The 15,432-nt window shown below is 56.6% G+C and carries 13 protein-coding genes; 11 read left to right on the top strand and 2 right to left on the bottom strand.

The genetic code is table 11. From position 1 onward, the window contains the following. Nucleotides 1–6 precede the first annotated feature (6 nt). Nucleotides 7–360 carry a hydroxyisourate hydrolase gene (uraH, locus tag AACY18_RS25655; RefSeq protein WP_339433965.1) on the bottom strand — a complete coding sequence of 118 codons (354 nt, stop codon included), beginning with the start codon at nucleotides 358–360 and terminating at the stop codon, nucleotides 7–9. Nucleotides 361–780: 420 nt separating this feature from the next. On the opposite strand from uraH, the gene puuE reads away from it, so the two are divergent. The 11 genes from puuE (at nucleotide 781) to AACY18_RS25600 (ending at nucleotide 14,164) form a co-directional block, all read left to right on the top strand. Further along, a complete protein-coding gene (gene puuE / locus AACY18_RS25650) occupies nucleotides 781–1,707 on the top strand; it encodes an allantoinase PuuE (protein ID WP_339466485.1) in 927 nt (308 codons plus the stop codon). Further along, the gene (uraD, locus tag AACY18_RS25645; RefSeq protein ID WP_339466484.1) at nucleotides 1,704–2,219 is read left to right on the top strand and encodes a 2-oxo-4-hydroxy-4-carboxy-5-ureidoimidazoline decarboxylase; all 516 of its coding nucleotides are present in this window, start codon (nucleotides 1,704–1,706) and stop codon (nucleotides 2,217–2,219) included. Before puuE ends, uraD begins: the two co-directional genes overlap by 4 nt. Nucleotides 2,220–2,306: 87 nt before the next feature. After that, nucleotides 2,307–3,302 carry an allantoicase gene (gene alc / locus AACY18_RS25640; RefSeq protein ID WP_339433962.1) on the top strand — a complete coding sequence of 332 codons (996 nt, stop codon included), beginning with the start codon at nucleotides 2,307–2,309 and terminating at the stop codon, nucleotides 3,300–3,302. A 120-nt stretch (nucleotides 3,303–3,422) separates the two neighbouring features. Continuing rightward, complete coding sequence (locus tag AACY18_RS25635) at nucleotides 3,423–3,926, top strand: ureidoglycolate lyase (RefSeq protein ID WP_016982872.1); 504 nt, start codon at nucleotides 3,423–3,425, stop codon at nucleotides 3,924–3,926. 51 nt (nucleotides 3,927–3,977) lie between these two features. Continuing rightward, a complete protein-coding gene (locus tag AACY18_RS25630; RefSeq protein ID WP_339433961.1) occupies nucleotides 3,978–5,285 on the top strand; it encodes a urate hydroxylase PuuD in 1,308 nt (435 codons plus the stop codon). A 222-nt stretch (nucleotides 5,286–5,507) separates the two neighbouring features. Continuing rightward, nucleotides 5,508–6,866, top strand: a complete 1,359-nt coding sequence (locus AACY18_RS25625; RefSeq protein WP_339433960.1) for a nucleobase:cation symporter-2 family protein — start codon at nucleotides 5,508–5,510, stop codon at nucleotides 6,864–6,866. Between the two features lie 43 nt (nucleotides 6,867–6,909). Next, complete coding sequence (locus tag AACY18_RS25620) at nucleotides 6,910–7,098, top strand: hypothetical protein (protein ID WP_339433967.1); 189 nt, start codon at nucleotides 6,910–6,912, stop codon at nucleotides 7,096–7,098. A 368-nt stretch (nucleotides 7,099–7,466) separates the two neighbouring features. Further along, the gene (locus tag AACY18_RS25615) at nucleotides 7,467–8,252 is read left to right on the top strand and encodes an outer membrane protein OmpK (protein WP_339433959.1); all 786 of its coding nucleotides are present in this window, start codon (nucleotides 7,467–7,469) and stop codon (nucleotides 8,250–8,252) included. 326 nt (nucleotides 8,253–8,578) lie between these two features. After that, nucleotides 8,579–9,202 carry a hypothetical protein gene (locus tag AACY18_RS25610; protein ID WP_339466483.1) on the top strand — a complete coding sequence of 208 codons (624 nt, stop codon included), beginning with the start codon at nucleotides 8,579–8,581 and terminating at the stop codon, nucleotides 9,200–9,202. A gap of 21 nt (nucleotides 9,203–9,223) precedes the next feature. Then, nucleotides 9,224–12,112, top strand: a complete 2,889-nt coding sequence (locus AACY18_RS25605; protein WP_339466482.1) for a calcium-binding protein — start codon at nucleotides 9,224–9,226, stop codon at nucleotides 12,110–12,112. Between the two features lie 249 nt (nucleotides 12,113–12,361). Then, entirely contained in the window at nucleotides 12,362–14,164 is a 1,803-nt protein-coding gene (locus AACY18_RS25600; RefSeq protein ID WP_339466479.1) for a hypothetical protein, read from the top strand. Between the two features lie 103 nt (nucleotides 14,165–14,267). Here AACY18_RS25600 and AACY18_RS25595 read toward each other — a convergent pair whose 3' ends face one another. Continuing rightward, the gene (locus AACY18_RS25595) at nucleotides 14,268–15,425 is read right to left on the bottom strand and encodes a patatin-like phospholipase family protein (protein WP_339466478.1); all 1,158 of its coding nucleotides are present in this window, start codon (nucleotides 15,423–15,425) and stop codon (nucleotides 14,268–14,270) included. Nucleotides 15,426–15,432: the final 7 nt, after the last annotated feature.

Genomic DNA, 15,432 nt, shown 5'->3' with positions numbered 1-15,432 from the left:
TGGGGGTCAGCTGCCCCGATAGGTGGAATAGCTGTAAGGCGAAATCAACAATGGCACATGGTAGTGATCCTGCTCGGCTGAGATGCCGAAGCGCAGCACGACCACGTCCAGAAATGCCGGCTCAGGCAACTGAACGCCACGGGCGCGGTAGTAGTCGCCCGCATGGAACTGGACCTGATAAACCCCGCTACGATAGTCATCGCCTTGCAGCAGCGGCGCATCAACCCGGCCATCGCTGTTGGTGAGTGCACTGGCGACCAATTCCAGGTGCGAACCTTCAACGCGGTAGAGCTCGACCTTGATCGAGCTGCCCGGGCAACCGTGTGCAGCGTCCAATACGTGAGTTGTCAAACGTCCCATTGATTCTGCGCGCCTGGCCGCAAAGAGCAGTCAGACTTCGCGCCTCCCGAAGTCAGGTGAAAAGGAGACCGCACCGATTCGGAGCACGAAAAGTTGCGGCGAGCGACTGATTAAGACACTTTTCAAAAAAATTGTACACAATAAAAACGACATTTTTCACTTCACCCCCGACACTCGGGCGTTTGCCCAGGATCTGCCCCCTACGCACTTATCTATTGAGCCTGCGATCCATTAGCTGACTGACCAGGCAGGTTTCTTGCAGGCTCACGCCATTGGCCGTAAAAGATGACAGTCGGTGAAAAATGCAAAAAATCAGGCTTACAAATTGAGAATAAAGTTGTATACAATCAGCCCATCGCTGTGACGCCAGCCTGCCAGGCCGCCACACAACTCTGTCAACGAATAAGAAGGAAGACTGCAGTGAGCGCTGACTACCCACGCGACCTGATCGGTTACGGCAGTAACCCTCCTCACCCACACTGGCCGGGCAATGCCCGCATCGCCCTGTCGTTCGTACTCAATTACGAAGAAGGCGGCGAGCGCAACATTCTGCACGGCGACAAAGAATCCGAAGCCTTCCTGTCTGAAATGGTTGCCGCTCAGCCGCTGCAAGGCGCGCGCAACATGAGCATGGAATCGCTTTACGAGTATGGCAGCCGCGCCGGCGTCTGGCGGATCCTCAAGCTGTTCAAGGCATTCGACATTCCGCTGACCATCTTCGCCGTTGCCATGGCCGCCCAGCGCCATCCGGATGTGATCCGTGCGATGGTCGATGCCGGCCACGAGATCTGCAGCCACGGCTATCGCTGGATCGACTACCAGTACATGGATGAAGCGCAGGAACGCGAGCACATGCTCGAAGCGATCCGCGTCCTCACCGAAATCACCGGCGAACGCCCACTGGGTTGGTACACCGGTCGCACCGGCCCGAACACCCGTCGCCTGGTGATGGAAGAAGGTGGTTTCCTCTACGACTGCGACACCTACGACGACGACCTGCCTTACTGGGAACCGAACAACCCGACCGGCAAGCCGCATCTGGTGATCCCGTACACCCTCGACACCAACGACATGCGCTTCACCCAAGTGCAGGGTTTCAACAAGGGTGACGATTTCTTCGAATACCTCAAAGACGCGTTCGATGTGCTGTACGCCGAAGGCGCCGAAGCACCGAAGATGCTCTCGATCGGTCTGCACTGCCGTCTGATCGGCCGTCCGGGTCGCCTCGCATCGCTCAAACGCTTTATCGAATACGCCAAAAGTCATGAACAGGTGTGGTTCAGCCGCCGCGTCGACATCGCACGTCACTGGCACGAAACCCACCCGTACCAAGAGGCCGCCCAATGAGCCGCTTTCAAACCCTGCAACCGTCGACCCTGAGCCGCGACGCCTTCGTCAAAGCCTTCGCCGACATCTACGAACATTCGCCATGGGTGGCCGAGAAGGCCTATGACCTGGGCGCGGACGCTTCGATCGACGAGATCGAAACCCTGCACCAGCGCATGAGCGACATCCTGTTGAGCGCCGATCATGCCAGCCAACTGGCACTGATCAACGCTCACCCGGACCTGGCCGGCAAAGCTGCCGTTCAGGGCCAGTTGACCGCGGCCAGTACTGAAGAACAGTCGGGCGCGGGGATTCACCAATGCACGGCCGAAGAGTTCCAGCGCTTCACCGAGCTGAACGACGCCTACAAAGCCAAGTTCAAGTTTCCCTTCATCATGGCGGTAAAAGGCAGCAACCGGCATCAGATCCTCGCAGCGTTCGAAACGCGCATTCACAACTCGGTCGACACCGAACTCAAATGCGCGCTGGCGCAGATCAACAAGATCGCCCTGTTCCGTTTACTGACTCTTTAGCAAGCCTGGCCCGAGCATGTCAGACGCGGAGAATGCCCAGGGCCTCGCAAGCATCCCCAGCCAACTTATTAAAGGCAGACAAGAAGAATGAAAGCTTACGCCGTACCTTTCGAGAAGTTCGTCAACCTGGCCGATGCCCGTCTGGGCACCAAAATCATCTCGGTCACCGATGACTGGTTCGCAGACGCCAATCGTCTGTTCCAACCGACCCCGGCCGTGTGGAAGGAGGGCGTGTTCGATGACAACGGCAAGTGGATGGACGGCTGGGAATCGCGTCGCAAGCGCTTTGAAGGCTACGACAGCGCGGTGATTCGTTTGGGCGTACCGGGCTCGATCAAAGGCGTGGACATCGACACTTCATTCTTCACCGGCAACTTCCCGCCATCGGCCTCGCTGGAAGCGTGCTTCCTGGCCTCGGGCGAGCCTGACGAAAACACCCAGTGGACCGAAGTGCTGTCGGCCGTCGAGCTGCAGGGCAACAGCCACCACTACCACGAAATCAGCCACGACCAAGCGTTCAGCCACCTGCGCTTCAACATCTACCCGGACGGCGGCGTAGCCCGTCTACGCGTGTATGGCGTGCCGTTCCGCGACTGGTCTGCTGTTGGCGACAACGAGCAAGTCGACCTTGCTGCAGCCCTCAACGGTGGCCGCGCCCTCGCCTGCTCCGATGAACACTTCGGCCGCATGAGCAACATCCTCAACCCGGGCCGTGGCATCAACATGGGCGACGGCTGGGAAACTGCACGTCGTCGTACTCCGGGCAATGACTGGGTCATCGTTGCGCTGGGTCACCCGGGCGAGATCGAAAAAATCATCGTCGACACCCTGCACTTCAAGGGCAACTACCCGGACACCTGCTCGATCCAGGGCGCATTCGTGAAAGGCGGCACCGACAGCCAGATCGAAACCCAGTCGCTGTTCTGGCGCGAACTGCTGCCAAGCCAGAAGCTGGAAATGCACGCCGAACACACCTTCGCCGAGCAGATCAAGGCACTGGGCCCGATCACTCACATTCGTCTGAACGTGTTCCCTGATGGTGGTGTGAGTCGCCTGCGCGTACTGGGCAAGGTCGCTAAGTAAGCAGTGAAGCCATTCGCGAGCACGCTCGCTCCCACAGGGGATTGCATTCCAAATGTGGGAGCGAGCCTGCTCGCAAAGGCGTCAGAACAGTCAACATAGTATTCGGATAAGAAGAACAGCATGCGCACACTGACGATTGAACCGCTGACCAAAGAAGCCTTCGCCCCTTTCGGTGACGTGATCGAAACCGACGGCAGCGATCACTTCATGATCAACAACGGTTCGACCATGCGCTTCCACAAACTGGCGACGGTCGAAACCGCCCAGCCTGAGGACAACGCGATCATCAGCATCTTCCGCGCCGACGCGCAGGACATGCCGCTGACCGTTTGCATGCTGGAACGCCATCCGCTGGGCAGCCAGGCTTTCATTCCGCTGCTCGGCAACCCCTTTCTGATCGTGGTCGCGCCACTTGGCGATGAACCTGTATCAGGCTTGGTCCGCGCCTTCGTCACCAACGGCAGGCAGGGCATTAATTACCATCGCGGCGTCTGGCACCACCCGGTGCTGACGATCGAAAAGCGGGATGACTTCCTGGTGGTTGATCGCAGTGGCACAGGCAATAACTGCGATGAGCATTTTTTCAAAGAGGATGAGCGTTTGATCCTCGCCCCCCACCAATAAGAGAAGGTCTGATCACTCGACAACAAGAGTGACAGGCGAGAGGTAAAGACTGTGGAAGCACATCTGTTGGAATGGCTGAACCTGAGCGTGCGCTGGGTTCACATGATTACTGGCGTGGCCTGGATCGGCGCGTCGTTCTACTTCGTCTGGCTGGAGAACAACCTCAACCGCGTCAACCCGAAAACCGGTCTGGCCGGTGACCTGTGGGCGATCCACGGCGGCGGTATCTATCACCTGGAAAAATACAAACTGGCCCCACCGGCAATGCCGGAAAACCTGCACTGGTTCAAATGGGAAGCCTACTTCACCTGGATGTCGGGTATCGCGCTGCTGTGCGTGGTGTTCTACTCCAACCCGACGCTCTATCTGCTGGCTCCGGGCAGCACGCTGAGCGGCCCTGAAGGCGTGGCCATCGGTATTGGCTCGCTGTTCCTGGGCTGGTTCATCTACTCCTTCCTGTGCGACTCGGCCCTGGGCAAACGCCCTGCTCTGCTCGGTTTCATTCTTTTCGTGCTGATCATCGGCGCGGCGTATGGCTTCAGCAAAGTATTCAGCGGTCGTGGTGCTTACCTGCACGTCGGCGCGATCATCGGCACCATCATGGTCGGTAACGTGTTCCGTATCATCATGCCGGCGCAGCGCGCACTGGTCGCCGCGATTGCCGAGAACCGCACCCCGGACCCGGCGCTGCCCGCCAAAGGCTTGCTGCGTTCGCGTCACAACAACTACTTCACCCTGCCGGTGCTGTTCATCATGATCAGCAACCACTTCCCGAGCACTTATGGCAGCCAGTACAACTGGTTGATCCTGGCCGGGATCGCCGTGTTGGCAGTGTTGGTGCGTCACTACTTCAACACCCGTCACGACAGCCACAAGTTTGCCTGGACACTGCCGGTGGCAGCGGTGGGCATGATCAGCCTGGCTTACGTCACCGGCCCTGCACCGATGACCAGCCCGGACGTGGCCAAGGCGCCTGCGAAAATCGAATACCAGCCGCTGCCGGAAACGGCGCTGGGTGGTGGCGCGAAACCGGCTGAAGCGGCGGCACCTGCAGCTCCGGCTGCCCCTGCTGCACCGGCGCAAGCGTCCAATGCAGGTCCTGCGTTCGACAAGGTGCACAACGTGATCCAGGAACGTTGCGCGGTCTGCCATTCGGCCAAACCAACCAGCCCGTTGTTCAGCGCAGCGCCAGCGGGTGTGATGTTCGACACCCCCGAGCAGATCCGCCAGAACGCGGCGCGGATCCAAGCGCAAGCCATCACCACACAGATCATGCCACTGGGCAACATCACACAGATGACCCAGCAGGAACGTGACCTGATCGGTGCATGGATCGCGCAGGGAGCCCAGACCAACTAAGCCCTGAAAATTTCGCGAGCAGGCTCGTTCCCACAAGGACACCCTTTATCCCTGTGGGAGCTGGCTTGCTCGCGAAAGCGTCGGGGCAGTCAACGTGATGTTGAATGTTATGGCCCCTTCGCGAGCAAGCCCGCTCCCACAGGTTTACCTGATGCAAAGAAACAGCTGTGAGCAACCCGACAGCTGTTCAATCACAAGAATAAAAAAGATCCGAGGTGTTGCATGTCCGAGCTGTCCAAAGCGCGCATCCCCGACGCACCCGCCATTCAGCGTTTGCCCTTTTTGCAACTGATCCTGGTCGGTTTGCAACACGTTCTGCTGATGTACGGTGGCGCCATCGCGGTGCCGCTGATCATCGGACAGGCCGCTGGCCTGAGTCGTGAAGAAATCGCCTTCCTGATCAACGCCGACCTGCTGGTCGCCGGCATCGCCACCATCGTGCAGTCGCTCGGCATCGGCCCGATGGGCATCCGCATGCCCGTGATGATGGGCGCCAGTTTTGCCGCTGTCGGCAGCATGGTCGCCATGGCCGGCATGCCCGGTATCGGTCTGCAAGGGATCTTCGGTGCAACCATCGCCGCTGGATTCTTCGGCATGATCATCGCGCCGTTCATGTCCAAGGTCGTACGCTTCTTCCCGCCGCTGGTGACCGGCACGGTCATCACCTCGATCGGTTTGTCGTTGTTTCCCGTGGCCGTGAATTGGGCCGGTGGCGGTGCCGCTGCTGCGCAATTCGGTTCACCGATTTATCTGGCCATCGCCGCACTGGTGCTGGGCACCATTTTGCTGATCCACCGTTTCATGCGTGGCTTCTGGGTGAATATTTCCGTGTTGATCGGCATGTGCTTCGGCTACGTGTTGTGCGGCGCCATCGGCATGGTCGACCTGAGCGGCATGGCCAACGCGCCATGGGTTCAGTTCGTCACCCCGCTGCATTTCGGCATGCCGAAATTCGAACTCGCGCCGATCCTTTCGATGTGCCTGGTCGTGGTGATCATCTTCGTCGAGTCCACCGGAATGTTTTTGGCACTGGGCAAGATCACCGACCAGGACGTCTGCCCGCGCATGCTGCGTCGCGGTTTGATGTGTGACGCGGCGGCGTCGTTTTTCGCCGGGTTCTTCAACACCTTCACCCACTCCTCCTTTGCGCAGAACATCGGCCTGGTACAGATGACGGGCGTGCGCTGCCGCTCGGTGACGATCGTTGCGGGTGGCTTGCTGATCGTTCTCAGCCTGCTGCCCAAAGCGGCGTTCCTCGTGGCGTCGATTCCACCGGCCGTGCTCGGCGGTGCGGCAATTGCGATGTTCGGCATGGTCGCGGCGACCGGCATCAAGATTCTGCAAGAAGCCGACATCGGTGACCGTCGCAATCAGTTGCTGGTGGCGGTGAGCATCGGCATGGGGCTGATCCCGGTGGTCCGTCCGGAGTTCTTCGCACATCTGCCGATGTGGATGAGTCCGATCACCCATAGCGGTATCGCCATGGCAACCCTCAGCGCACTGACGCTGAACTTGTTGTTCAACATCCTCGGCGGCAAAGAGCGCGCAGTGATCAACGACTGCCACGCACACCAGCACTAACAGCACCCCCGCCTCAAACAATAAAAACAAGAGGGAGCACCCGATGATTCCCACGCAATCGAACTCGCTATTGAGTGGCGACCTGCTCGCCGCCTCCCAAGCCATGGCCGGCGATTTACGGCGGTGGCAGACCAACAGCCTGAGCGACTTGTACGGCAAGAACTTCGGCCAGAAGATCGAGTTCCTGCTGGCGATGACCTACGAGTACGGCGAAGGTGCACTTTTAAGATGACCCGCAACCGTGCCCCATACCTGTTGCCAGTGCTCTGTTGCGGGGCACTTGAGAGCTGGCCGAGGAGTCAGTATTCTCCGCGGCCTCTTGAATTCGGTCTAAAAAAAAGCCCGGATTTAATTTCTGACCCAAAAGCCAACTTATCCCGGCCCCGGTCAGTGCCGAGGCATCCCGAAAACACACTCAATCGACTGTTTTTCAGCAGACGAAAGGGCGTTTTTTTGCTTTTTGAAAGCCTTGGCTCAGCTTTTGCTAACAGCATGAAAGCTGACCGTTTGGATGACTTTTGCAACGAAGAAAAAAGGCGCCACACCAGAGCGCCGATCTTAAAAAAATAAACGTGGAACACCTACTTTGGGAGCAACCGAATGAAACGTATGTGCACCAGCCTGATACTCGCGGGATCCATGCTGGCCGGGGGCCAGGCCATGGCCGATGGTCTGCTGCAGTGGCAAAACAACAGCCTGACCTACCTCTACGGCAAGGACTTCAAGGTCAACCCTGCCATTCAGCAGACCGTGACCTTCGAGCACGCCGACGGCTGGAAGTATGGGGACAACTTCCTGTTCGTCGACAAGATCTTCTATAACGGCAAACCAGACGGCGGTGTCGGCAACAACACCTACTATGGCGAATTCAGCCCGCGCCTGTCGCTTGGCAAGATTCTCGACCAGAAAATCGAGTTCGGCCCGGTCAAAGACGTGCTGTTGGCAATGACTTATGAATTCGGTGAAGGCGACGTCGAGTCGTATCTGATCGGTCCTGGCTTTGACCTGGCGATCCCGGGCTTCGACTACTTTCAGTTGAACTTCTACCAGCGCCACACCGAAGGTTCGCGTCCGGGCGACAACGTCTGGCAGATCACGCCGGTCTGGTCTTACACCATCCCGGTCGGCGATTCGAATATTCTGATCGACGGTTTCATGGACTGGGTGGTCGACAACGATGTCAACCACCGTGGCGAATACCACGCCAACCTGCACTTCAACCCTCAGGTCAAATATGACTTGGGCAAGGCGCTGAATTTCGGCGAGAAGCAGTTGTATGTGGGTGTCGAGTACGACTACTGGAAAGACAAGTACGGGATTGACGACACCCGTGCGTTCACCACCAATCAGAACGTGACCAGCTTCCTGGTGAAGTTCCACTTCTGATCCCGCGGCGTCCTCAGGGGCGCCTTCGCGAACAAGCTCCCACAGTGATCCGTGCCGTTCACAAAACCTGTGGGAGTTCGCCCGCGATGATACCCGCCAAGACAATACAGCGTTCAAACAAAACCAGACCGGCCCTAAAACCGGTTTAATAATGTCAAGGCCGGTTGCACCCACTCGAACCTGAAAATGGCAAACTAAAACATCAACAATAACTTCTGCGCATGTGCAATACATGGCAACAAACCAAAGATATACAGAAGTAAAAACCCAACACTAACATGCCACCCGACGCTCAATATAAAGACCACTCGAATAAGGATATTCAAATGGCCACCCCCTTCCAAGACGCCTCGATACATCATGATGCGGTTATCATAACCGAACTGGAACCTTTGGGCCCCAATCAACACACTGATTCGACTCTTGATCTGAACAGTGAGACAGCTAACGGGAAAAATGCGCAAAGCAGCGAAAAAACAAGCCAACTTAAAATAAACGACCGTATCTTTGGCCCAATTGAAATCGGCCCTATATCCGTAACACGAGTATCCCTCGCAGTATTGGGCGCACGTATTGACGGCCAGCCTTTAAATGGAACAAACACATTCTTCCGCGTACCGAAGCGATCTTTCATCAACTCGTTACAGTTCAGTTTAAACGATATAGAAAGCATTATGAAATCGGCAACCGGCCGGGACAGTTACTTGTTGCCAGATCTGCTGTTCGAAATGGCCAGTCGGCGACCGATCACTTCTGCGCGATTGATCAGAGAGGACACCGACCGTACTGATGACGCAGGAAAACTTCGCAGCAAATTAGAGAAGCTATTGAATTCAGCACACAAACTGGATCTACGGCACGCCAACTTACCGAAAAATCCGCCTCATTGGATATCGAAGGCGTGGAGCAATTTCACGCTCGGTTCTAGCGTCGGCATTCAAGCATTCTGAATATTCATGGGAATTCGCGGTTTGTACTACGCGTACAAAGCCCACGATTCTACTGAACTTAAAATCAACGGTGCCGGCCTTCTCGCAGAAGTTGGCTCTATCATCACCGACGTAACAATTACTCAAGAAGCCACGAGAATGCTCAAGGCTGGCCAGAATGCCTTCAAGGATTTTGCCAAGACTCGTACCGCAATCAGATTGAGCCGCTCCGGTGGTTTGGTCGGAGGAGCACTGACCCTGCCGTTCGACATTACCACGGCCGTCAGATCATTCATCGCAGCGGAAAATGCCACTGGCAAGGCAGCGATGGATCTCTATGTCAGTGGTGGCCTGAGTGTCGCCAGCGGCGCGATGACGATCATCCTTGGCTCTGCAGCCATGGCCGGTTTCTCGGCCGCAGGTCCCGTGGGCCTTGCTGCCGGAGCATTGATGGCTTTCGGCTCACAGGTCTATGCCGCTGTACGGATAGTTGATGACATCGATGACTACATCGAACTCACTGTCGAAGAACGCTGGCGCACAGGCTGGTTTGCATTCTGCTTCATGGATCCGGACGAAGATGTCCATAATCGTTTTCTCAGCGCCAAAGCCAAGATCGACCACGCAAAACAATTGAAGCAAACGGCCAGGGCATTGCTCGACGTCCAATTGAAGGACACCACCGAAGCCGTCGTTAACGGTAGTTTCGACGTGGAACTGGAACCAACCCTGGAAGGCCGTCATCACTGGTTAACCAGAAAGTGGGAACGGCATACCGTCATGAAGCCAAAAATAAAGGACGGCAACGACATCATTGACGGCCGAAACGGGGTGACAGCCGAAACGCCCGGTGCTGAACTGGGTATAGCAGGAGCAGAAAAGAGCATCCTGTGGTTCATTGGCGGTGGTGATGACTCCATTGAAGGGGTAGAAAAGAAGCCGAACGCTTTCTACTACGGCGCTGGAAACAAACAACTGACAGGCGGCGAGAAGGATGACTTCTTCGTCTTCCAGGGCGCAAAAATCAATCATCAGGCAACTCTAGAACTTTCTGATCGCTGGACGTTGAAGGGCGGGGCAGGCGACGACTCGTTGATCCTGGGCAGGATTGATTTGAAAAACCATCACCAGAAGCAGCCACAGGCCGGATATGACGTCGACTTGCCGGCCGGTACGGTCCATGCGATCACTGCAGACTCAGCTACAGAAAGCGGGAACAACCGTATCCCGCTCGGCGTTGTCGAGAGCATCGAAAATGTCGAAACCGTAGCGCATGCGTCCAGCACCGTGACCGGAACCCCGGAGCGCAACGTCATCAAGGCCCATGGCGCCGACATCGTCAGAGCGGGGGCAGGAAACGACATCATCCAACTGCTGGCCTCGGGTGCAGAAGCCTGGGGTGATGCCGGCGCAGATGAATATTTCGTTGCCCATGTTCCCGGGCAACTATCCATCACCGAAGACGGTAAAGAGAACAGCATTATTGAACTGGGCTGCCGAAAGGACCTGATAGATGGTTTCGAGGTGAGAGCCGATAACTCTCTGTGGGTCACGTTGAATTTTGATATGGACGATTCGCCGAAAACCCGTGTAGTCATACACGACGTTTATGAAGAAGTAGCGAATAAACGTCAGTTAAAAAACAAGACACTGACATTCGTTACCAAGGACGGCTATCACCTGACCCCGGATCTCCCTGAAACGATAACCTACTCTAAACGCGAATACGTCAAAGCGGTGATCACCCGCCAAGGAAGCCCCATAGAACCGACTATTCTTTACACCCCCGATTGCTTTATCGAGCACCAGAGATTCACCGGTTATTACCTCCCACACACCGATAAAAACATCATCTTCCGCTCGGTAAAACGCCCCAAAGAAGCCATCAAGCTTTATCTGGATTACGCGAGCACCGAACTGACAAAAGTAGAAGTATCCTACGGTGCCTTTGTGAGTCAAGAAAGCGAGATCGACATTCAATGTGACTTGATCTATACATTCGATGAAAAAACACTAACACTTCGAAATTTTTCGAGCTTCAAACTGTCGGCAGACATGGGGTTCGCCTTGCAACACATGCGCGAACACCCCAACCAACAATACTTGTTTATTTTCAACGACGGCCTGATGGCCAATGCCGGACTCACCACAACAGAAGAACCTTCGGACTATAAAACATCTGAATTCATGCGCTGGAAACATCTCATTCAGTTGCCGCTGCGGTACCGAAGAGGCAAATACCCGTTTGAACTTCCTGAAAACGAACCTTATAAACTGAGCTCAGGGAGGGCCTGCGCCAAATTTTCATCTCATCCCGCGCAAACGGCGATGGAGAGCCTGGAAGGTGAAGGCGGTACGTACTTCCTTCATCTGGTAGCCAACATGACCATCAAGATTTCGACGCCAGGCGGTCTCGCCAGCGCCCGTGTGAGATTGTCGCACTCTTCCACCTGGTATATCGATGCTACAGCGCTGGGCACTATTGAGATAAAACTGACCAACAACAAACTGTACATCGGAAGTTGCACTGTTCATCTGCCCGTCTATGAAGACAGCGCGGACATTATCGACAGGGTGTACGTGACGACCGAAGAAGGCATCATCCGGACAGTCGATCTTTCCTTCGACCAAATTGCAGTCTCCGGCATTGATGCTCGTTATTTTGTCGAGCCACCGGCTTACCCCGCCACGCTGCCCGACAGTCAAGCATTGCTTGGAGACCATGAACTTCCAGTCCTTCATGCCCAGTTGTACAACCACCCGGACAAACGTGTGTTCTACAGCTTTCCAGGACGCCACTGGTTCAGCAGACCTTCGACAGCCAGCACCATTAACAGGTCAGATCTGGTGATTTCCGCTCGATGCGATCATAAACCAACCGCTCCGGTTCTATCGGTTTCAGATCAACTTTCGCAAGTACCCGTCGCATAAATAATCCGCTGCTATTTCAACTTGATAAACGCAGCGCTGGATTCGAGGCCGTTAAAAAACATGAAAGAAACGTTTACTGCCTTGATCGCGATACATATATACCGCACAAGACGGCGTCGGATTATCCAGCATATGCCCCCTCGCAGAGTCCGAACGGTTGATTGTCAAAAAGAGATGACTGTCGACTCTGCGTTCACTTGCGTCGTTCTCCAACAACGCTTTAGCTCTCATGTTGAAGAGAAATCCGATATGGCCAAACCCCCGAAAAAAATCTCCTCCTCCCCTGCAACCGACACACACCTGACAAGTCCGAAAACGCTCCCTCACGAGGCTGTGGGCCACCTTCCTCATATCGCCGGCTCCGACCCGACAACATCAGTGGGTCATGTACTTGAATCTCATGCCCGAGACACCCCACAAATCCCAAACGAACTTGCGCCAGCAGTCATTGTGAGCGACCCGTCCCCCTTTGCCGAGTTGCTGCAAGCCAACATGGAGGCAATTACCTGGCCGGCTGACAATATCGACCAGTTACGCCCCCTCGGCGGCGAAAGTGGGCTGTTCGAAAGTCCAGAGGGCAATACCTATGCCCACGTCGCCAACGAAGGCTATTTTCGCGCCGAACGCCAAGCCGATGGCCGCTACCGCTTGCATTGGCCAGAGCAACTGGGCGAACAGGGCCCACTCATCAAGCAGGTAGAAGGACAGCCTTACTGGCGCCCCGAAGCGTCCTCTGCGGCCATGCATGTTGTGGCGAACGTCGAGACAGCAGGAGGATCGCCAACGCCCCTTTCCCCCAGGCAGGCCGCCAGCCTGAGCAGCGCGCAAGAGAGCCCGGACGGTATTCGTTACGACACCAAACGCCGGGCATCCTACGTGGACATGGAGGATGGGACGACTTTCCTGGTACGCAAACACTCGGAGGGCGGTTATCAGCAAGCCGCTGCTCATGACCGCAACGTGCTGGGCGCGCGGGTTGAGCCTATTGCCGGAACCAAACGCTGGCGGATAAAAACGAACGACGATCAACTGCCGGGATCAAGCAAACGCCAACGTTTGACAGACGCTGATCAACCACCACTTGTCGGGCCATCGACGGCGCGCTTAACGGGCACGCAACCCACCGCCGGAGTCTGGAAAAGCTGGGGCAAATCCAGCAAACCCGAGGGCAGTGAATCGATAGAAATAGACGGCCTGCACTACGTGATCGTGCCGCAACGGATTCAGGACGATACCGTTCTTGTGTACCTGCAGAACCCCCTCTTCACGCCCGGCCGTTACGACGCCTTCGAGCAGATGTTGAAAACCGATCCATCACTGCAACCAAAGTGGGTCATCAAATCCGCTGGCGCATGGGCTGTGCTGGAGCAAAACCCGTTTGCTGTCTCGCTGAACGAGTACGTCGGCAAATCCATGCGGTATTTGTCGAGTGATTCGTCGAACGCCATCGCCAAAGCCGTGTTCAATCAGGCGAACCAGTCTGAAACCATCAACGGCGATGGGTTGACCATTCTGTTCGACACGCTTTATCACTGGCAAAACAGGTCCACCGTCCGTGCACGAAGACCGGAGCTGGCCGACCCGCTGCTGATGTTGCGCGCCCTGCTGCCATCCCCCGGCAACAATCTGCCAGGCCACAAGCTTTTATTGCCATCGCCGTCTGCCGAGCCCTTCAGCCGACTCGATTTCGATGCCAGCCGATTCCTGATCTCGCAGGACTCCAGCTTGCGCTCCATATTCAGCAACCTTCTCGAAAGTAACGGTTATGAGGTAGATCGCACCAGTCGCATGTTCAGGGAGGACGCTTTGCTCTTCGAACGCAAAGACCTGGATACCGTATTCGTATTGAGATTCCCCTTCCCGGCGATTGGTGGAGAGTTACTTCGAACAGTCGGTCCTGCTGCTGAAATAAATGATCCGAAACTCAGGGCCCGTTTGGAAACGTCGAAATGGCAACGGATGCTTGATTACAACAAGGTTGTCTATCTGGCAGGCGGCATGCAGAAAGTCTCGGACCAACAAACGCTGTTCTATATTGTTCGAGAGAGTTGATCCATCTGGCTGAGTAAAATCGACGGTCAGCCGTCCTGGTGATTCAACGCCCGGGACGGCTTCATCTGCCTACCCGACTGTCGACGGCTGTGAACGTTGGTTGTTAAACGGGCAACCCGAGAAAACGGCACAACGCCTCGCGCTTGGCCAACGCATCGCGCCGCCCCAGATCAATCAACTCGCTGCAATACCCCGCCTCGAACAGCAGATAACTCATTACCCCCGCCCCGCTGGTCTTGGTCGCACCCGGGCCGCGCAAGAACAGGCGTAACGCCGCGGGTAACTCCTGCCGATGCCGCGCCGCGATCTCATCGATCGGCTGACTGGGGGAAATCACCAGCACCTCCACGGGCGCCACGCCCAAGGCGCGCTTTGGCGTGCCATCGGGCATCAGATGGCTGAACTGGTTCAAGCGTTCAAGCAACTCGATATCGCTTTCCAGGCTGTCGATGAACGTGCTGTTGAGCATGTGGCCGCCGATCTGTGCCAGCGTCGGTTGCAGCCCCGTGTAAGCGCGTTCCAGCGGCTGCTGCGGGTCGACACCGCGCGGGTTTCCGCTGACGCCGACCACCAGCACCCGACTCGCCCCCAGGTGCAGCGCCGGGCTGATCGGCGCGGACTGCCGTACCGCGCCATCACCGAAATACTCTTCGCCGATTTTCACCGGTGCGAACAACAAGGGGATGGCCGAACTCGCGAGCAAGTGGTCCACCGACAACTGCGTCGGCACACCGATCCGTCGATGCCGTAACCAAGCATCAATGGCGCCGCCGCCCTGATAGAACGTCACCGCCTGCCCCGACTCGTAGCCGAACGCAGTGACTGCAACAGCATGCAATTGCTTGCGAGCGATGGACTCGGCAATGCCAGGCATGTGCAGCTTTTCATTGAGCAGCTCGCGCAGTGGCGAACTGTTGAGCAAAGCCACCGGCAGGTGCCGCCCCATGCCGAGCAAACTGTGGCTGACGAAACGACTGGCCTGACGAATCACGCCAGGCCAGTCACTGCGCAACACGCGATGGCTGCGAAAGCCTTGCCAGAACAGCGTCAGGCGTTCGATAGCGGCACGAAAATCGGTGGCGCCGCTGGCCAGGCTGACGGCGTTGATCGCCCCGGCCGAGGTGCCGACGATCACCGGAAACGGATTGTCAGCGCCCAACGGCAGCAATTCGGCAATCGCCGCCAGCACGCCCACCTGATACGCCGCCCGAGCCCCGCCGCCGGAAAGAATCAAACCTGTGACCGGTTCAGCTAGGCTCATCGCAACG

The sequence above is a fragment of the Pseudomonas sp. EA_65y_Pfl2_P74 genome (assembly GCF_963970575.1).
GTDB lineage: Bacteria > Pseudomonadota > Gammaproteobacteria > Pseudomonadales > Pseudomonadaceae > Aquipseudomonas > Aquipseudomonas baetica_A.
This window is presented reverse-complemented; position numbering and strand designations above follow the sequence as displayed.

Coding starts and splice junctions, on each gene's coding strand:
- uraH (WP_339433965.1), bottom strand. CDS start 360: ATGGGACGTTTGACAACTCACGTATTGGACGCTGCACACGGTTGCCCG.
- uraD (WP_339466484.1), top strand. CDS start 1,704: ATGAGCCGCTTTCAAACCCTGCAACCGTCGACCCTGAGCCGCGACGCC.
- alc (WP_339433962.1), top strand. CDS start 2,307: ATGAAAGCTTACGCCGTACCTTTCGAGAAGTTCGTCAACCTGGCCGAT.
- AACY18_RS25635 (WP_016982872.1), top strand. CDS start 3,423: ATGCGCACACTGACGATTGAACCGCTGACCAAAGAAGCCTTCGCCCCT.
- AACY18_RS25625 (WP_339433960.1), top strand. CDS start 5,508: ATGTCCGAGCTGTCCAAAGCGCGCATCCCCGACGCACCCGCCATTCAG.
- AACY18_RS25620 (WP_339433967.1), top strand. CDS start 6,910: ATGATTCCCACGCAATCGAACTCGCTATTGAGTGGCGACCTGCTCGCC.
- AACY18_RS25615 (WP_339433959.1), top strand. CDS start 7,467: ATGAAACGTATGTGCACCAGCCTGATACTCGCGGGATCCATGCTGGCC.
- AACY18_RS25610 (WP_339466483.1), top strand. CDS start 8,579: ATGGCCACCCCCTTCCAAGACGCCTCGATACATCATGATGCGGTTATC.
- AACY18_RS25600 (WP_339466479.1), top strand. CDS start 12,362: ATGGCCAAACCCCCGAAAAAAATCTCCTCCTCCCCTGCAACCGACACA.
- AACY18_RS25595 (WP_339466478.1), bottom strand. CDS start 15,425: ATGAGCCTAGCTGAACCGGTCACAGGTTTGATTCTTTCCGGCGGCGGG.